Genomic DNA, 18,624 nt, shown 5'->3' on the forward strand with positions numbered 1-18,624 from the left:
GAGAAACCCGTTGAACCTGTCCAGATAATGCTGACGAAGGGATGTCGCATGCCGCAGCACGCGTCCGCAAGTGCTTATTCGAGTGACTGCCCCGCCGAGCCCTCGGTCCTGAGGGCGCCCGCGCCGCCCGCCGGTACCGCGGAAGTGCTGGAGTCCCTGCGCGCCGCCGGCCCACTGGTTGCCTGCATCACCAACTCCGTGGTCACGAATTTCACCGCCAATGTCCTACTGGCCACCGGGGCCGCTCCCGCGATGGTCGACGTCACCGGGGAGGCCGGGCCCTTCGCCGCCGTCGCCTCCGCGCTGCTGATCAACTTGGGAACGCCTCAGCCCGAGCAGCGCGCCGCGGCCCTGGAGGCCGCCGCTGCCGCGCGTGCGGCAGGCGTGCCGTGGGTGCTGGACCCCGTGGCGGTAGGCACGCTGGTACACCGCACCGAGCTCGCCCACCGGCTGCTGGAGGAGGAGCCGACCGTCATCCGCGGCAATGCCTCGGAGATCATGGCCCTTGCCGGCTCCGGCGCGGGAGGCAGGGGCGTGGAGACCGCCGATGATGTTGCCGCCGCCCTAGGAGCCGCGCGGGCGCTCTCGGCCCGCACCGGTGCGGTGGTCGCCGTGTCCGGCCCCGTGGATGCCATCGTTGATGACGGACGCCTGGCCCGGGTGGGTGGCGGCTCCGCCCTGCTCACCCGCGTGACCGGCGGCGGCTGCGCCCTGGGGGCGCTGGCGGCCGGCTTCCTTGCGGCCGGGCGCGCCATCGGCACCGACGCCTTCGCCGCAACCGTTGCCTGCCACGCCGTATACAGCGCGGCCGCCGAGATCGCTGCCGAGACTGCTGCGGGTCCGGGCTCCTTCCAGGTCGCCCTGCTCGACTCTCTGTACTGCTTGGATGCCGACGACCTCGCCAGGATCCCCGTCTCATGAGGCCCGCACCGGACCTGCGGGTCTACCTGGTCACCGACGCCGACCAGTGCCGCTCCCGCGGCCGCACGGTCACCGACACCGTCCGTGCCGCCGTGGCGGGCGGTGTCACCTGCGTGCAGGTGCGCGCCAAGCACGCCGACGGCGCCGGCTTCCTCGCCCAGGTCCTCGGCGTCGCTCACGCCGTCGGTAGGCAGGTGCCGGTGATCGTCAACGACCGCGTAGACGTGTTCCTGGCGGCCCGCGGTCTGGGGGCGCCGGTGGCAGGCGTGCACGTGGGGCAGCGGGACCTGCCTGCGACCGTGGTGCGTGAGCTCATCGGTGAAGCCGCCTACCTGGGCCTGTCCGCAGCCACCCCGGAGGAACTCTCCGCGGCGGAATCGGAGGGCGCCTGCGACCACGTTGGCATAGGGGCGGTACGGGCCACCGCCACCAAGACGGACGCGCCCGCAGGCATCGGCACGGGTGGCGTCATCCGCCTGGCCGCGTCCGCTGGCCTGCCGTGCGTCGCCATCGGCGGAGTCACCAGCGCGGACCTTCCCGTTCTGCGCGCAGGGGGACTGGCCGGGGCCGCCGTCGTCTCCGCCATCTGCCTGGCGGATGATCCGCGGGAGGCCGCGCAGCAACTGCGCGGGGCCTGGGAGAGCGGACAATGACCAGCACAATCCCCAGGGTGCTGACCGTCGCCGGCTCCGATCCCTCCGGCGGCGCCGGCGTCCAGGCGGACCTGAAGACCATGGGGGCGCTCGGCGCCTACGGGATGAGCGTGGTCACCGCACTGACCGCTCAGTCCACGCGCGGGGTAACCGGGGTGCATGCCGTACCCGTGGACTTCGTGCGCCTGCAACTGGACACCCTGCTGGCGGACATCGCCCCCGACGCCACCAAGATCGGCATGCTCGCCACCGCCGAGCTGGCCGACGCGGTGGGGGAGTACCTCCCCGGTCTGCCCGGAACCGTCCTGGACCCGGTGATGGTGGCAACCTCCGGGGACCGCCTGCTCGACGCCGACGCCCTGGCGGCGCTGCGCCGCCTGTGCATGCGGGCGGATCTGATCACGCCGAACCTGCCGGAGGCGGCCGCGCTGCTGGGATGCGAGCCCGCCACGAGCCCCGACGAGATGCGCCGCCAGGCCGAGGCGCTGCTCGCCCGCGGGGCTCGCCGGGTGCTGCTCAAGGGCGGCCACCTGGCGGGAGGGGCAGCCGACGTGTATGCCGACACCGACAGCACGGTGCTGCTGCCGGGTCGCCGCGTGCGCACCCGCAACACCCACGGGACGGGCTGCACGCTGTCGTCCGCCGTCGCCGCCCTGCGTCCGCAGCGTGACAGCTGGATCGCGGCGGTACGAGACGCCAAGGCCTACCTGACCGGCGCCCTAGCGCACGCCGACCTGCTCGGTGTCGGCCACGGGCACGGCCCGGTGCACCACTACTACGCCCTCTGGCCGACTCAGCCAGAGGGCGTAGGCAGAAAGTTGAAGGATCCGACGGGCGAGCCGCCCGCCTAGTCGGTCAGTCGGACTCGTTTGAGCGGGTGAGGCGGTCGGACTCGTCCTGGATGAACAGGGCCTGGCGCTCCAGGGCGTCACGGTGGGCGTGGCCGTGGTGGGCGCAGAACAGCAGCTCGCCGGAGGCGAGGACCACGCGCAGATAGGCCTGCGCGCCGCAGACGTCACAGCGGTCGGCGGTGGTGAGCGGACGCGTCTCGGTCGCCGCGGCCTGGCCGGTGGCCTGTTCGGGCACGGCCGTCGGATCGGCGACCGTGGTGGAGATAGGAGTTGCGGTGCTCATGGCTCGATTTCACCACCGCTGGGCGCCCGCGCCAACGCTGAAGGGCCGTTTTCCGCCCCGGGCGCACCCCCTGCGCCCACGGCGAACGCAGGGAATCACGGGAATCAGGGGTGGCGTCGACGCGTCGGCGCCGGGCGAAGACCACATCCCGGCGGCGGCGCGGGGCGCCGAAGCCGCCCCGGCAATCGGCTAGATTCGGGCCGTGCCAGATTCTTCCCAGTCCTACTCCGCCCGCCACCTCTCCGTGCTGGAGGGGCTTGAGGCGGTGCGCAAGCGCCCTGGCATGTACATCGGCTCCACCGACCAGCGGGGCCTGATGCACTGCGTGTGGGAGATCATCGACAACGGCGTGGACGAGGCCCTGGAGGGCTACGGGGACCGCATTGACGTGTTGGTCCACGCCGACGGGTCCATTGAGGTGCGCGACACCGGTCGGGGTGTGCCCGTGGACGTGGAGCCCTCCTCCGGGCTGACCGGCGTCGAGCTGGTCTACACCAAGCTGCACGCCGGCGGGAAGTTCGGCGGCGGCTCCTACGGCTCCGCCGGCGGCCTGCACGGGGTGGGCGCCAGCGTGGTCAACGCCCTGTCAGCCCGCATGGACGTGGAGGTGGACCGCGGCGGTAAGACTTACGCCATGAGCTTCAGGCGCGGCGTTCCCGGCGTCTTCACAGATCCCACCACGGGCCCCAACCCAGATGCGCCCTTCGAGGAGTACACCGAGGCCACGCAGCTGCGCGTGGTCGGCAAGGTGCGCCGGGGCGTAACCGGCACCCGGGTGCGCTACTGGGCCGACCCCGAGATCTTCCCCGCACCCGCCCAGTACGACATCACCGCCCTGCGCGCCCGGCTGCGGCAGACCAGCTTCCTGGTGCCCGGGCTCACGCTGACCCTCACCGATGAGCGCGACCCGGAGGCCGTCGCCGCCGCGGCCAGCGGTCCTGCGGCCGGCGACCCGGCGCTGAGCGCCAAGGCCGCCCACGCCTCAGCGGGTGCGGGCGACCTGTTCACCTCCGGCGCCGCGGACCAGGAGGGCGCCGAGGTCTTCCACGCCGAGGGCGGAACTGCGGACTTCGTCGACTTCCTGGCTACCGACGGCTCCGTTACCGATACCTTCCGCCTTACCGGCGAGGGGACCTACACCGAGACCGTGCAGCAGCTCGACCAGCGCACCGGACACCTGCGCCCCACCGAGGTTGAGCGCACCTGCACCGTGGACGTGGCCCTGCGCTGGGGCATCGGCTACGACACCACCGAGCGCTCCTTCGTCAACATTATTGCCACCCCCATGGGCGGCACCCACCTGACCGGCTTTGAGCAGGCCGTCACCAAGGTGCTGCGCAAGCAGATCGACGCCAACTCCCGCGCCCTGAAGGTCACCAGCCGCGACGGGCGCATCGAGAAGGACGACATCCTGGCGGGGCTGACCGCCGTCATCACCGTGCGCGTGCCCGAGCCCCAGTTCGAGGGACAGACCAAGGAGGTGCTCGGCACCGCCCCGGTGCGCCAGATCGTCGCCAAGGTGGTGGAGAAGGAGCTCACCGCCCTGCTGACCTCCTCCAAGCGCGACCTGAAGACCCAGTCGCGCGCCCTGCAGGAGAAGATCGTCGGGGAGATGCGCGCACGCGTGTCCGCCCGCATGCACAAGGAGATCACCCGCCGCAAGACCGCCCTGGAGACCTCCACGCTGCCCGCCAAGCTGGCCGACTGCCGCTCCGACGACGTCGCCTCCTCCGAGCTGTTCATCGTCGAGGGCGACTCCGCCCTGGGCACCGCCAAGAACGCTCGCAACAGCGAGTTCCAGGCGCTGCTGCCGATCCGCGGCAAGATCCTCAACGTGCAGAAGGCGTCCCAGGCGGACATGCTGCGCAACGCCGAGTGCTCCGCCATCATCCAGGTGGTCGGGGCCGGCTCCGGACGCACTTTCGACCTGGAGGCCGCCCGCTACGGCAAGGTCATCCTGATGACCGACGCCGACGTCGACGGCGCCCACATCCGCACCTTGCTGCTGACCCTGTTCTTCCGCTACATGCGCCCCATGATCGAGGCTGGCCGCGTCTTCGCCGCCGTGCCCCCGCTGCACCGGATCGAGGTATCCGCCCAGGGACGACGCAAGAAGGAAGTCATCTACACCTACTCCGACGAGGAGCTGGTCACCACCCTGCGCAAGCTGGAGAAGCAGGGGCGCAGCTTCAAGGAGCCCCAGCGTTACAAGGGCCTGGGGGAGATGGATGCCCACCAGCTGGCCGAGACGACGATGGAGCCGGAGCACCGCACCCTGCGGCGCATCACCCTGAGCGACGAGGCCGAGCTCGCCGAGGCGGAGAACGTGTTTGAGCTGCTCATGGGCTCCAGCGTGGAGCCGCGCCGCGACTTCATCATCGAGGGCGCCGCCGACATCGACCGCGAGCGCATCGACGCCTGAGGCTCCGGAGGCCCGCCGCCGGTGACGCCTCCGCGCCGACGGCACGCGGTGCGGGTGGGCTGCTCGGGTAACCTGGAGCGACCCGCTTCATCCAACATCTGATCCGTCCAGGCCCGAGGTCGGGCACCGTCCCGTCGAAGGAGACGCATATGACGCCGGTTTACGGTTCGACGCCCCGCACCGGTCCGGGTGGCCCCTGGGCCATGTTCCGTCCCGGTCCCCGGTCCGCCTTGCCCCGCATGCTCACCTGGTCGCCGCTTGGACCTCGCGATAATGCCGAGCTCGCCGATCTGGTCGCCCGCTCTGAGGCTGCCGACAACCCGCCCTACCGCACCACCGCGCAGGAGACCGCCGAGTACTTCGTAGACCCCACCTATTCCGGTGTGGCCGGGCGCGACGCCGATGGTGTGATGCGCGCATTCGGGCTGGTGCGGCTGCGTCCGGCGGGGGAGATCTACGCCTCCATGACCGGGACCGTAGACCCTGCCTGGCGTAGGCGCGGCATCGGAGTGGCGCTGCTGCACTGGCAGACCGAGCGGGCCCGGCACCTCATCGGTGCCGAACGGGCAGGTGAGCCGTCCGGATCGGCCGCCTCCGCGCCAGCGCACATCGTCACCACGGTCCTAGAGGACGATGAACGCATGAAGGATCACCTCTTGGAGCTGCGCTTCGAGCCGCGCCGCTGGTACCGGGAGGTCAGGCGCTCATTGGCCACCGCGATACCCACGGTTGAGCTGGATGGGTTCCTCGGTATCGAGCCGTGGTCGGAGGACCTGGATGATGCCGTGCGCCGAGCCCACAACCAGGCCTTCGCCGACTCCGGCGGCGGCAGCATGAGCCCGGAGGAGTGGCGGGCCGGGCGTGCCTATTTCGCCCCCCAGTGGAGCTTCGTGGCGCTGGACCGGTCCGGGGACCGTGCGCGCGTGGCCGGCTACGTGCTGTCCAGCCGCTATGAGCAGGACTGGGAGGCACTCGGCTGGCGGGAGGGTTACACGGACGTTATCGGCGTGCTCGCCGACTACCGTTCCAGGGACGTGGGCCCGGCGCTGCTGTGCGCGGCCATGCGCGCCTACGCGGCCGACGGCATGGAGTACGCTGCCGCGGGCTTCGAGTCAGACGATCCCAGCGGCGCCGTCGACCTGTTCCGCGACCTGGGTTACACCGCCACCCGGGGGACCATCCTCTACGGCTTGGACGTGTAGGCGCCGATTCCCGCGCGTTGGCTCCGCCCGCAGCACCGGGGTTGACATCGGCTGGATCGCATCGGGCTCCCGCCGGGTCCGATGCTCCCCTGCCGGAGGCGACGTCGTGGAGACGGCCTGCACCTGTTCGGACTCGGAGCCGGCACGATGAAGAGGAGATCGCTGACAGGTACTGATAATGCCTCGTTGCGAGGACGTCGGCTTCCTAGAGTCGTGTGCCATGACATTAGCCGCAACCCCAGCAGCACCGACCGACTGTCTCGGCAACAGCGACTCGATGGTCGACCATCAGCACTTGACCGGCGAACGCGCGCTGTACGCCTCTCGCGATCTGACCATCGTCCACTCCACATTCAGCGACGGTGAATCCCCGCTTAAGGAGAGCCGCGGTCTGCGTATCAGCGACAGCGTGTTCGAGTGGAAGTATCCGCTCTGGTACTGCCAGGACGTGTCGGTCACCGGCGGCGCTCTGCTGGAGACCGCCCGCTCCGGCATCTGGTACACGGACGACATCCGCATTGAAGGCACGCTGGTGGCCGCACCAAAGACCTTCCGCCGCGGCCGCGGTATCAGCCTGCAGCGGGTGGACCTGCCACATGCCGAAGAAACCCTGTGGAGCTGCCGGGAAGTGACGCTAGCGGAGGTGAATGCCACCGGCGACTACTTCGCCAAGGACGCCGTCGGGGTGACTGCCGAACGGCTGCGGCTCACCGGGAACTACGCCTTCGACGGGGCCCGGGACGTGACCGTACGGGACAGTGTGCTGCTGAGTAAGGACGCCTTCTGGAACTGTGAGAATGTGGTGGTGGAGAACTCGGTGATCGTGGGGGAGTACCTGGGCTGGAACTCTCGCAACGTCACCCTCGTCGACTGCACCGTTCAGAGTCTGCAGGGCCTGTGCTACATCGATGGACTCACCCTGCGGGGCTGCCGTCTGTTGGACACCACTCTCGCCTTTGAGTATTGCCGGGGCATTGACGCCGAGATAATCGGTCACCTCGACTCACTGACCAACCCCTACGACGGCGTAATCAGGGTCGGCTCCATCGGCGAGAAGATCTTCGACCCAGACCGAGTGAAACCCGCCGCGACCCGCATCGAAACCGGCTGGACGCCCCTGGTAGACGCATGAGCTCCTCCTCCAACTTCAACCTGGACGAGTGCACCGACCGGCGTGGCACCGGTTCACTAAAATGGGATAAGGCCGGGCCCGGTGAGCTGCCCATGTGGGTTGCGGACATGGACCTGCGCACCGCGCCCGTCGTGCGCCGGGCACTCGCCCGTGTTGCCCGCGAGGGCCTGCTGGGCTACACCGTCGTCACCGACGCCTACGAGCAGGCCGTAACCGACTGGTGGACACGCCGCCACGGCTGGCCGCTACAGCGTGACTGGTTGATCCCTACCACGGGGGTCGTCGCCGCGATCTCCTCGATCGTTCGCAGCGTGACCAATGTGTTCGAGAAGGTTGTGATTCAGCAGCCCGTCTACAACATCTTCACCAACAGCGTCCTGAACAACGGTCGGCGCTTGGTCACCAGCGACCTGCGGCAGGGAGAGAACGGGGAGTGGAGGATCAACTGGGCCGATCTGGAGGCCAAGCTTGCCGACCCGCTCGCCACCCTGATGATCCTGTGCAACCCACACAACCCCGTGGGGCGGGTGTGGACCCGGGAAGAACTTGCCCGCCTTGGCGCACTTGCCGCCGAGCACCACGTACTCGTCGTGTCCGATGAGGTTCACTGCGACCTCACCCTGCCCGGGGTTGGTTACACGCCCTTCGCCGCTGCAGCGCCGGTGTGCGCCGAAGTGGGCATCACCTGCCTGTCGCCGTCAAAGGCCTTCAACACCGCCGGCGTCCACTCGGCGACGGTCGTCATCCCCGAGCCGCACCTGCGCTCCCGCGTGGAGCGCAGCCTGAATACCGACGAGGTCGCCGAGCCGGGAGCGTTCGCCGTGCCGGCGGTAGTCGCCGCCTACAGCGCAGAGGGGGAGGCCTGGCTGACAGCAGTGCGCAGCTACATCGCCGCTAACAAAGCGCGGGTGGCCGACGTGGTGGCGCGCGAACTGGCCGGCTGTGCTGCGCCGGTTTCGCAGGCCACCTACCTGTCCTGGATCGACGTGCGCCCACTGCTGCGCTCCGGCGCCGGACCCGCCGCCGGGAGAGGAGACGCGCTTGCGGACGCAACCACCGCCCTGGCCGTTCAGATTCGTGAGCATTCCGGCCTGGTGCTCACCGCCGGCAGTACTTACGGCCGTGCCGGCGCCGGCTTCCTCCGCATGAATCTGGGCACTCAGCTCGCTCGCGTTGACGATGGCCTCGAGCGCCTGGTGCGCGGGGTGCGCAACTGGGCGGCTGCCGGGCACTGAAACGACACGTCGGTCACGCTCGTATATTCAGCTGTGACGTTAATCGTTTGACTTAACCTCGTGTGACGACTCACACTCTTGTTAGCGGGCGCGGTTGCCCGGTCCACTAATGAGCTAGCAGGAGGGGCGATGGCGACTCTCAGTGATGTCGCTGATGCAGTCGGCGTATCCACGGCCTCCGCCTCCTTGGTGCTGTCGGGCAAGGCGCAGGGGGAGGGTTTCCCAGGCTACGGCGGACCGTGTGCGCGCCGCGGCGGAGGACCTCGGCTACGTGCGCGATGCGCTTGCAGGCGGCATGCGCAACCGCCGCACGCGCACCGTGGGGGTGCTCGGCGTCCGGGTCCTGTCCACTCCCTACGCGGTTGCGATGATCGACGCCATCCTCAGCGCCTGCGCAGAACTCGGCTGGTCCGTGCTGCTGACCGACTCCGGCGGGGAACCGGAACCGACCCGCCGCGCGGTGCGCGAGCTGCGCTCCCGGCGCGTAGACGTCATCGTGCACGCCGCCATGTACCACCAGCAGGTGCGCGTGCCGGCGGAGCTGGACAACGTGGCGGTCCTGAACGGCTTCGCCGATCGGGACGACGTCGTCGGAGTTGTGCCCGATGAGGAGGCGGCTGCGCGCGCCGCGGTAACGCACCTGCTGGAGCTGGGTCACCGCCGGATCGGCCACCTGACTCAAGACGTCTGTGCTGTCGCCATTGGGATGCGCCGCGCGGCATACGAGACAACCCTGCGCGAGGCGGGCATTACCCCGGACCCAGACCTGGTGATAGCAGCCGGACAGCACCCAGAGCAGGCGGATGCCGGTGCCCGCAGGCTGCTGGACCGCCAGAACCGTCCCACTGCGGTCTTCTGCTACAACGACGGCATGGCGGCCGGCGTGTACCGCACGGCCGCAGCCCTGGGAATCTCCATCCCCGAGCAGCTGTCGGTTGTCGGCTTCGACGACCTGCGGCTGATCTCCACCAATCTGGCGCCCCAGCTGACCACCATGCGCCTGCCCCACTACGAGATGGCGGACTGGCTCGTGCGGCGGCTGATCCACGACGACCTGCCCGAGCCCGCAGGCATCCACCGCTTCCCGTGTGACCTCATCGTCCGCAACTCAACCGCCCCCGCACCCCCGGGCGCCTGAGCCCCGGGCCGGGCGGCCCCCACAAGCCCCGGATTCGCCCCGATTCCGGTAAACCATCCCAGTGACACACGAAGGAGTGTCCATGTCCACTACTCGCCGCACGTTCCTCGGCCTGGGCGTAACCGCCGCAGTGGCCGCCACGCTCGCCGCCTGCTCCTCCCAGCAGGGCGGCTCCGCCTCCGGCTCCTCCGGTGCCATCACGCTGTGGACCCACAACGGGGGCAACAGCGAGGAGCTCGCCGTCGTCAAGAATGCGGTGGAGGCCTTCAACGCGGCCAACCCCGACACCCCCGTCGAGGTCAAGGACTTCCCGCAGGCCTCCTACAACGACTCCATCGCGGCGGCCGCCGTGGCCGGGGACCTGCCCGACATCCTCGACCTGGACGGCCCCATCATGCCCAACTGGGCCTACTCCGGTTACCTTGCGCCCCTGCAGATCTCCTCCGAGCTGGAGGACAGCATCATCGACTCGGCCAAGGGCTACTGGAATGACACCCTGTACTCGGTGGGCCCCTACGACACCTCCCTGTGCTTCCTGGGCCGCAAGTCCGCCTTCGAGGCCGCCGGCGTGCCCATCCCCACGATCGACCAGCCGTGGACCCGAGAGGAGTTCGATGACGCCCTGGCCAAGCTCTCCGAGCTGCCCGACTACGACTACGCGATCGACTTCTCGGTAGCGGATACGGCCGAGTGGTGGCCCTACGCCTACGCCCCGATGCTGCAGTCCTTCGGTGGCGACCTGATCGATCGGGAGACCTTCGAGACTGCCGATGGCTTCCTCAACGGCGACGCCGCGGTGCAGTGGGGCGAGTGGTTCCGCTCCTGCTTCACCAAGGGATACGCCTCCGAGACGCCCGCAACGGACGGGCAGGACTTCCTCCAGGGCAAGGTGCCGCTCTACTACGCCGGCGGCTGGAAGGTGCTCCAGTCGCAGGAGACCTTCGGCGAGGACGAGGTGCTCATCCTCCCGCCGGTGGACTTCGGACAGGGCGCGCGCGTCGGCGGCGGCTCCTGGCAGTGGGGCGTGTCGGCCACCAGCTCCAACCCCGCCGCGGCCAACGCATTCATCGAGTTCCTCATGCAGGACGAGTACCTGGTGGAGTACTCCAACGCCATCGGCAACTTCCCCTCTGTGCCCTCGGCCACGCCGCAGACCGAGTACTACAAGGAGGGCGGGGCCCTGGAGCCCGTGTACGAGATCGGCACCAAGTACGCCCTCCTGCGCCCCGCCACGCCCGGCTACAAGGTGATCTCCTCGATCTTCGACAAGGCCGCCCGTGACATCGTCTCCGGTGCCGACGTGAAGTCCACCCTGGACCAAGCGGTCAAGGACATCGACGCCGACATCACCTCCAACAACGGCTACCAGGCCAAGTGACGGCAGCTTCCGTCCCGAGTACCGGTGGGGACGCAGTCGGCGTCCCCACCGGGGAGGAGACACTCATGTCCACGTCAACCGCAACCACGTCGTCTAAACGCGTCGGGCGCTCCGCCGCGCTGCGCAAGGAGGCCCGCACCGCCTGGCTCATGTCAGCGCCCGCGCTGCTGCTGCTAACGCTGTTCCTGGGCATCCCCATCGTGCTCACCTTCGCGCTCAGCTTTACCAACGCGCGCCTGATATCCCCCAACCCGCCCGAGTTCATCGGGCTGAGCAACTTCATCCGCGCCTTCAGCAGCGACCCGACCTTCATCAGGTCGCTGACCAACACGGCCTTCTTCGCGCTCATCGTGGTGCCCTGCCAGTCCGGGCTCGCCCTGGCGCTGGCGATCCTGGTCAACCAGAAGGTCAAGGGCGTGACCGCCTTCCGCACCATGATCTTCATGCCGGTGGTCACTTCCATGGTGGTGGTATCCATCCTGTGGAGCTTCTTCTACGAGAAGGACGGCCTGTTCAACTCGATCCTCAACACCCTCACCGGTGGCGGCTGGACAGCCGTGGCGTGGCTGAATAATCCCGGCACGGCGATGCCCGCCATCATCTTGCTGTCCATCTGGCAGGCGGTCGGCCTGCACATGATTATCTGGCTGTCCGGGCTGCAGGGAATCGACCCGGCGCTGTACGAGGCCGCCGCACTCGACGGCGTCAATGGCTGGCAGCGCTTCCGGTACGTCACCTGGCCGGGACTCCACTCCACGATGGTGTTCATCCTGGTCACTATCACCATTGCCGCACTGGGCCTGTTCGTGCAGGTGGACGTAATGACCTCGGGCGGACCCCAGGACGCCACCTCCACACTCGTCTACCACGCCGTACGCAAGGGCTACCGCGAGCAGGACATGGGCTACGGCAGCGCGATCTCGCTGATTTTCTTCGTCGCCGTGCTGGTGATCAGCCTCATCCAGCGGCGCCTGACCAGAGAGGGTGACTGACATGACCACCGCAGCGAACACCGCAGGCCCGGCCCCGGAGGCCACGCCGGGGACCTCGCGCAGGCGCGGGCGTGCCGCCACCAAGCGCCGCTCCCGGATCCTGACCTACCTGGGGCTGACAGTGGCGGCCGTCGTCGCCGTCTTCCCCCTGCTGTTCATGATCTTCTCGTCCTTCAAGAGCGACGCCCAGATCTTCTCCGATCTCGGCTCGTTCAAGGCGTTCCTGCCGGTGGGGGACTTGAGCCTGGACAACTACGAGGGTGTATTCAACCGGGTGCCGGCAGGACGCTTCATCGCCAACTCCGTCATCGTCACCGTGGCGATCGTGGGCCTGGGACTGATCGTGAACTCCATGATCGGCTTCGCCATCTCACGCATGCGCTGGAGGGGCAAGAACCTGATCCTGTCCCTGGTGCTGGCCACCCTGATGGTGCCTTTTGAGACCATCGCGGTGCCGCTGGTCTTCTGGGTGGCGAAGCTGCCCTCCATCCAGTGGGCCGTGGACGGCTTCCTGCTCAAGCAGGGCATGCTCAACACCTACCAGGTGCAGATCCTGCCCTACGTGGCCAATGCGCTGGCGATCTTCCTATTCGCTCAGCACTTTGGCGACATCCCCAAGGAGATCGACGAGGCCGCCCGCGTCGACGGTGCAAGCTGGTGGACCATCTACCGCAAGATCATCGTGCCGCTGTCCGGGCCCACCTTTGCCACGGTTGCGATCATCACCATGCTGCCGGCCTGGAACTCCTACCTGTGGCCCCTGATGGTGGTGCAGCAGGAGTCGATGCGACCGGTGAGCGTGGGGATGCAGTACTTCTTCCAGCTCAATCCCGTATGGGGCCAGATCATGGCCTATGGCACGCTGATCACCCTGCCGGTGCTGATCATCTTCGTCATCTTCCAACGCTCCTTCGTGCAGTCGCTGGCCGGCACCGCGGTCAAGGGGTGAGCGATGGGACTGGAGCTTGCAGACCACTGGCTGTGGGACCACTGGATCGCCGACGACGGCGAGCACTACCACCTGTTCTTCCTGCGCGCCTCCCGGGCACTGCATGACCCGGACCGGCGGCACTGGCGGGCCTCCATGGGGCACGCCGTTTCCGCCGACGCGCGCAACTGGCAGCTGCTTCCGGACGCCCTGGTGCACTCCGACGGCCCGGCATTCGATGACCAGGCCATCTGGACGGGTTGCACCATAAACAAGCCCGGCGGCGGTATGCGGGTGTTCTACACGGGCATCTCCCGGGCGGAGCGCGGCATGGTCCAGCGGATCGGCTGGGCCGACTCCGCCGACGGCGTCACCTTTGAGCGCTGCTGCGCGCAGCCGCTCGAGGCGGACGGACGGTGGTATGAGAAGTGGAGCCCCGGCTACGCCTTCGACGAGCCGTGGCGCGATCCCTTCGTGTTCCGCCATGACGGGCTGTGGCACATGCTGGTCACCGCCCGCGCCCGGGGCGTTGACCGCAAGCACGCCGGCGTGATCGGGCACGCGGTGTCCGCGGACCTCGACCACTGGGAGGTGCTGCCACCCCTGACCGAGCCGAGCAGGTTCGGTCAGCTCGAGGTCAGCCAGTCGCGGCACGTGGAGGGTCGGCACCTGCTGGTCTTCTCATGCGGTGCGGACATGCAGGCCGAACCCGGGCCGGGCGGAGTGTGGATCGCCGAGGGGGACAGCCCCCTGGGGCCCTGGGACGTCGACTCCGCCCGGTACGTGGTTCCGGAGCACCTGTACGCCGGCCAGCTGGTTCAGCTGCGGGACGGCCAGTGGATCTACACCGGCTTCAACGACGTCGTCGACGGCGAGTTCATCGGCACCATGCCCGATCCACTGCGCTGGGACGAGGTCGGGCTAGCGGCGGCACCGTAGCGGTATCTGCACCTTCACCGGCACGAACAGGCGGCCCGGGATGTCGAGAGGCACCCGGGCCGCCTGCGTGCCACAGTCGCGACGTGCTATATCGCACGCGCCGCTCGGCGTCGGGAACTTGCCATCGTGGAATTTCGGAACAAAGATGTTCGTTAAAGTTTGACGTGTGCAAGGAGTCGTCCCCCCGGCTCCGCCGCCCGCACCGCGCCGCCTTGGAGAGGAGTAAGCCATGAGCCAAGTCGATGACGACTCCACCCGCTCACGAGTCCTCGACCTAATCGCAGAGAAGGGCCCGATATCAGCCGCCCAGCTGGCCAAGGTGCTCAGTCTCACCCCCGCAGCCGTGCGCCGTCACCTCACCGCGCTGGAGCAGTCCGGTGAGATCGCGGTCCACAACCCGGCCGCCAGCGGCAAGCGCCGCCGCGGCCGCCCGGCACGCTTCTACGTCGCTACCGCGCACGCGCACACGAGCTTCGGCGAGGGGTACTCGGAGCTGGCCAACCGGGCCCTGTCCTACCTGTCGCAGGTAGGCGGGGACAAGGCCATTGACTCCTTCGCCGCCTCCCGCGGCCGCGATCTGGAGCGCCGCTACATGCCCATTGTCGAGGCCGTCGGAAAGGACCCGGCCGAGCGGGCGCGCGCCCTGGCGGACGCCCTGACCCTGGATGGCTACGCGGCCACGGTCCGTGACGTAGGTGACGGTACCTTCGCCGTTCAGCTGTGCCAGGGCCACTGCCCGGTGCGCGAGGTCGCCGGGCACTTCCAGGCACTCTGCGACGCCGAGACCCGCACCTTCGCGCGCCTGCTCGGTGTACCCGTGCAGCGCCTGGCCACCCTGGCCGGCGGCGAGCACGTTTGCACCACACACGTACCCATCGCCATGCCCACGCTGCGCAAGCGCGCTGCACGGGCGGTAGACCAGCGGGGCCGCAGCCCCCGAAGAATGGAAGGAAACTGATGACAGCTCCCGTGACTGAGACCGTCCGCAGCAGCGACGACGAGATCATCGAGTCGATTTCAGAGACCTACGAGTACGGCTGGCGTGACTCCGACGCCGCCGGCCTCTCCGCCAGGCGCGGCCTGGACGAGCAAGTGGTCCGTGAGATCTCCGCGCTGAAGGGCGAGCCCGAGTGGATGCTGCAAAAGCGCCTGAAGGCGTACGAGATCTTCAAGCGCAAGCCCATGCCGACCTGGGGCGTGGACCTGTCCGACTTGGACATGGACCAGGTCAAGTACTTCGTGCGCTCCACAGACAAGCCGGCCTCCTCCTGGGAGGACCTGCCCGAGGACATCCGCAACACCTACGACCGGCTCGGGATTCCCCAGGCGGAGCGCGACCGGCTCGTGGCCGGGGTAGCCGCACAGTACGAGTCCGAGGTCGTCTACGAGCAGATCCGCGAGGACCTTCAGGAGCAGGGCGTTATCTTCCTGGACACCGACTCCGCCCTGAAGCAGTACCCCGAGCTGATGCGGGAGTACTTCGGCTCCGTCGTGCCCGCAGGCGACAACAAGTTCGCCGCCCTGAACACGGCCGTGTGGTCCGGCGGCTCCTTCATCTACGTGCCGCCGGGCGTGCAGGTGGAGATCCCCCTGCAGGCCTACTTCCGCATCAACACCGAGAACATGGGCCAGTTCGAGCGCACCCTGATCATCGCTGACGAGGGCTCCTACGTGCACTACGTGGAGGGCTGCACCGCCCCCATCTACTCCACCGACTCCCTGCACTCGGCGATCGTGGAGATCATCGTCAAGAAGAACGCGCGCGTGCGCTACACGACCATCCAGAACTGGTCCAACAACGTCTACAACCTGGTCACCCAGCGCGCCACCTGCGCCGAGGGCGCCACCATGGAGTGGGTGGACGGCAACATCGGTTCCAAGCGGAACATGAAGTACCCGGCCGTCTTCCTCATGGGGCCCCACGCCCGCGGTGAGGCCCTGTCCATCGCCTTCGCCGGCGCCGGGCAGCACCAGGACACCGGCGCCAAGATGGTCCACATGGCGCCGCACACCTCCAGCCACATCGTCTCCAAGTCGATCTCCAGGGGCGGCGGCCGCTCCGGCTACCGCGGCCTGGTGCAGGTACAGAAGAACGCCCGGCACTCCAAGTCCAATGTGCTGTGCGACGCCCTGCTGGTGGATGAGATCTCGCGCTCGGACACCTACCCGTACGTGGACGTGCGCACCGACGACGTCGAGATGGGGCACGAGGCCACCGTGTCCAAGGTGAGTGCCGACCAGCTGTTCTACCTGATGCAGCGCGGGCTGACCGAGACCGAGGCCATGGCCACGATCGTGCGCGGCTTCGTCGAGCCCATCGCCCGGGAGCTGCCCATGGAGTACGCCCTGGAGCTCAACCGGCTCATCGAGCTGCAGATGGAGAACTCCGTCGGCTGAGCCGGCCGGCACACGCAGCCCGTACTTTTTACTGCCCGATTACGAGCCGCCGGAGGCGATCCGGCAAGGAGCACTCATGCCCGAATTGAAGACCGACCACTCGCGCGCGTCGTTGGAGGGCGCCCACTCGCACGGCGGGCGACGCTACGTCTCCTCCCGCGCAGAGAGGCCCACTTCCTTCGACCCGGCCGACATCCCGGTTCCCCACGGCCGCGAGGAGGAGTGGCGGTTCACCCCCGTCAAGCGCTTCGCCCCCCTGTTCGACCTCGACGCCGTCAAGGCGGGATCCGGCTCCGGACCGCTGGTCGTTGACATCGATGCCCCGGCGGGCACCGAGGCCGAGACCGTCGACCGCCAGGACCCGCGCCTGGGCGTCGTCGGGGCCCCAGTCGACCGTACCGGGGTTGTCGCCTGGGCCGCCTTCCAGGCCGCAACCGTGCTAACCGTGCTGCCCGGGGCGGTGCTGGAGCGGGCGGTGCGCGTGACCACCACCGGCGCGGATGAGGCGCTGGCGCACCCCGCCGCCCAGCACATTCGCGTCATCGCCGAGAGGGATGCGGTGGGTACGGTGCTGCTCGACCACCGCGGCACCGCCGCGCTGACCCAGACCGTGGAGGTGACTGTGGCAGACGGGGCCGAGCTGACCCTGGTGACGATTCAGGGGTGGGAGGACCGTGCCGTTCACGCCTCCAACCACCGCGTGCGCGTGGAGGGGCGCGGCGTCCTCAAGCACGTCGTCGTCTCCCTGGGCGGGGACGTGCGCATCTGCTCCGACCTCGGCTTCCAGGGCGAGGGTGGACACATTGACGCCTACGGCGTGTACTTCACCGACGGCGGCCAGCACCAGGAGCACCGCCCCTACGTCGCCCACACCGAGCCGCACTGCTACTCCCGGGTCGCCTACAAGGGCGCCCTGCAGGGGGAGAGCGCTCACTCCGTGTGGGTAGGCGACTGCTTCATCGGTGCCGGCGCGCGCGGCACCGACACCTACGAGCTCAACCGCAACCTGGTGCTCACCGAGGGCGCCAAGGCGGACTCCATCCCCAACCTGGAGATCGAGAACGGCAACATTGAGGGCGCCGGGCACGCCTCGGCAACCGGCCGTTTTGACGACGAGCAGCTGTTCTACCTGCGCGCCCGCGGCATCCCGGAGATGGAGGCCCGCCGCCTGGTGGTGCTCGGCTTCTTCAACGAGATCGTCGCTGAGATCCGCGTGCCCGAGGTCGAGGAGCGGCTGATGGCCGCGATAGAGAAGGAGCTCGAGCTGACCGGGCTCGTATCCGCCCGCGAGCAGGCCGCCGCCGTCTGAGCCCCAACCACTTTGCCCACGAAAGAAGAACCAAGAGTTATGAGCACCCTCGAGATCAAGAACCTCCACGTCCAGGTCGCCACCAACGACGGTCCCAAGCCCATCCTCAAGGGCGTGGACCTGACCGTCGCCTCCGGTGAGGTGCACGCCATCATGGGCCCCAACGGCTCCGGCAAGTCGACCCTGGCATACTCCATCGCCGGCCACCCAGACTATGAGGTCACCGAGGGCGAGGTGCTGCTGGACGGCGTCAATATCCTCGACATGACCGTCGACGAGCGCGCCCGGGCGGGCCTGTTCCTGGCCATGCAGTACCCCGTTGAGGTCCCCGGCGTAACGGTGGCCAATTTCCTGCGCACCGCCAAGACGGCCGTCGACGGCGAGGCCCCCAAGGTCCGCCAGTGGATCGGCCAGGTCAACCAGGCCATGGAGAACCTGCGCATGGACCCGGCCTTCGCCCAGCGAGATGTGAACGCGGGCTTCTCCGGCGGCGAGAAGAAGCGCTTCGAGATCCTGCAGATGGAGCTGCTGCGCCCCCGCTTCGCCATCCTGGACGAGACGGACTCCGGCCTGGACATTGACGCGCTGCGCATCGTCTCCGAGGGGGTCAACCGGCTGCACGACGCCTCGGACGCCGGCTTCCTGCTAATCACGCACTACACGCGCATCCTGCGCTACATCAAGCCCAGCCACATTCACGTGTTCGTGGACGGCCGGGTTGCCGAGGAGGGCGGTGCGGACCTCGCCGACCGCCTGGAGGAGGAGGGCTACGACCGCTTCCTCGCCTGAGGCGTCGGCCGACGCCCCGCCGCATACCCGCAAACCGATACTCAGGGGGCAAAGC

At 68.5% G+C, this 18,624-nt stretch carries 17 protein-coding genes; 16 read left to right on the top strand and 1 reads right to left on the bottom strand.

The window, feature by feature from the left end; all coding sequences use genetic code 11:
• The first annotated feature begins 48 nt into the window (after positions 1–48).
• Genes thiM through thiD form a run of 3 tightly spaced genes read left to right on the top strand, consistent with a single transcriptional unit; the run spans position 49 to position 2,425 of the window.
• A complete protein-coding gene (thiM, locus tag GZ997_RS10840; protein ID WP_161924226.1) occupies positions 49–921 on the top strand; it encodes a hydroxyethylthiazole kinase in 873 nt (290 codons plus the stop codon).
• A complete protein-coding gene (gene thiE / locus GZ997_RS10845) occupies positions 918–1,574 on the top strand; it encodes a thiamine phosphate synthase (RefSeq protein WP_162679907.1) in 657 nt (218 codons plus the stop codon). The genes thiM and thiE overlap by 4 nt, the downstream gene beginning before the upstream one ends.
• Positions 1,571–2,425, top strand: coding sequence for a bifunctional hydroxymethylpyrimidine kinase/phosphomethylpyrimidine kinase (gene thiD, locus GZ997_RS10850; RefSeq protein WP_161924225.1), 855 nt, complete (start codon positions 1,571–1,573; stop codon positions 2,423–2,425). Before thiE ends, thiD begins: the two co-directional genes overlap by 4 nt.
• A gap of 4 nt (positions 2,426–2,429) precedes the next feature.
• Here thiD and GZ997_RS10855 read toward each other — a convergent pair whose 3' ends face one another.
• Complete coding sequence (locus tag GZ997_RS10855; protein ID WP_161924224.1) at positions 2,430–2,708, bottom strand: hypothetical protein; 279 nt, start codon at positions 2,706–2,708, stop codon at positions 2,430–2,432.
• A 202-nt stretch (positions 2,709–2,910) separates the two neighbouring features.
• Between GZ997_RS10855 and GZ997_RS10860 the strand changes: the two genes are divergently transcribed.
• From GZ997_RS10860 to sufC, 13 genes are all read left to right on the top strand, one after another.
• Complete coding sequence (locus GZ997_RS10860; protein WP_161924223.1) at positions 2,911–5,130, top strand: DNA topoisomerase IV subunit B; 2,220 nt, start codon at positions 2,911–2,913, stop codon at positions 5,128–5,130.
• Between the two features lie 149 nt (positions 5,131–5,279).
• Positions 5,280–6,332, top strand: coding sequence for a GNAT family N-acetyltransferase (locus GZ997_RS10865; RefSeq protein ID WP_161924222.1), 1,053 nt, complete (start codon positions 5,280–5,282; stop codon positions 6,330–6,332).
• A 220-nt stretch (positions 6,333–6,552) separates the two neighbouring features.
• Positions 6,553–7,464, top strand: a complete 912-nt coding sequence (locus GZ997_RS10870; protein WP_203234214.1) for a DUF3737 family protein — start codon at positions 6,553–6,555, stop codon at positions 7,462–7,464.
• Positions 7,461–8,699, top strand: a complete 1,239-nt coding sequence (locus tag GZ997_RS10875; protein ID WP_162679908.1) for a PatB family C-S lyase — start codon at positions 7,461–7,463, stop codon at positions 8,697–8,699. The genes GZ997_RS10870 and GZ997_RS10875 overlap by 4 nt, the downstream gene beginning before the upstream one ends.
• 241 nt (positions 8,700–8,940) lie before the next feature.
• Positions 8,941–9,837, top strand: coding sequence for a LacI family DNA-binding transcriptional regulator (locus tag GZ997_RS10880; protein WP_343212328.1), 897 nt, complete (start codon positions 8,941–8,943; stop codon positions 9,835–9,837).
• An 82-nt stretch (positions 9,838–9,919) separates the two neighbouring features.
• Positions 9,920–11,215 (top strand): sugar ABC transporter substrate-binding protein, encoded by a 1,296-nt coding sequence (locus GZ997_RS10885; protein ID WP_161924220.1) that lies wholly within the window; start codon positions 9,920–9,922, stop codon positions 11,213–11,215.
• Between the two features lie 65 nt (positions 11,216–11,280).
• Positions 11,281–12,207, top strand: a complete 927-nt coding sequence (locus tag GZ997_RS10890; protein ID WP_161924219.1) for a sugar ABC transporter permease — start codon at positions 11,281–11,283, stop codon at positions 12,205–12,207.
• A 1-nt stretch (position 12,208) separates the two neighbouring features.
• Positions 12,209–13,156 (top strand): carbohydrate ABC transporter permease, encoded by a 948-nt coding sequence (locus GZ997_RS10895; protein WP_161924218.1) that lies wholly within the window; start codon positions 12,209–12,211, stop codon positions 13,154–13,156.
• Positions 13,157–13,159: 3 nt separating this feature from the next.
• Complete coding sequence (locus GZ997_RS10900; protein ID WP_161924217.1) at positions 13,160–14,074, top strand: glycosyl hydrolase family 32; 915 nt, start codon at positions 13,160–13,162, stop codon at positions 14,072–14,074.
• A 229-nt stretch (positions 14,075–14,303) separates the two neighbouring features.
• A complete protein-coding gene (locus GZ997_RS10905; RefSeq protein ID WP_161924216.1) occupies positions 14,304–15,032 on the top strand; it encodes a helix-turn-helix domain-containing protein in 729 nt (242 codons plus the stop codon).
• On the top strand, positions 15,032–16,471 hold the full coding sequence (gene sufB / locus GZ997_RS10910) for a Fe-S cluster assembly protein SufB (RefSeq protein WP_161924215.1): 1,440 nt from the start codon (positions 15,032–15,034) through the stop codon (positions 16,469–16,471). The genes GZ997_RS10905 and sufB overlap by 1 nt, the downstream gene beginning before the upstream one ends.
• Positions 16,472–16,547: 76 nt before the next feature.
• Positions 16,548–17,780 (top strand): Fe-S cluster assembly protein SufD, encoded by a 1,233-nt coding sequence (sufD, locus tag GZ997_RS10915; RefSeq protein ID WP_162679909.1) that lies wholly within the window; start codon positions 16,548–16,550, stop codon positions 17,778–17,780.
• 39 nt (positions 17,781–17,819) lie between these two features.
• Complete coding sequence (gene sufC / locus GZ997_RS10920; protein ID WP_161924213.1) at positions 17,820–18,569, top strand: Fe-S cluster assembly ATPase SufC; 750 nt, start codon at positions 17,820–17,822, stop codon at positions 18,567–18,569.
• Positions 18,570–18,624 lie beyond the last annotated feature (55 nt).

This window comes from Actinomyces sp. 565 (assembly GCF_010365615.1).
GTDB lineage: Bacteria > Actinomycetota > Actinomycetes > Actinomycetales > Actinomycetaceae > Actinomyces.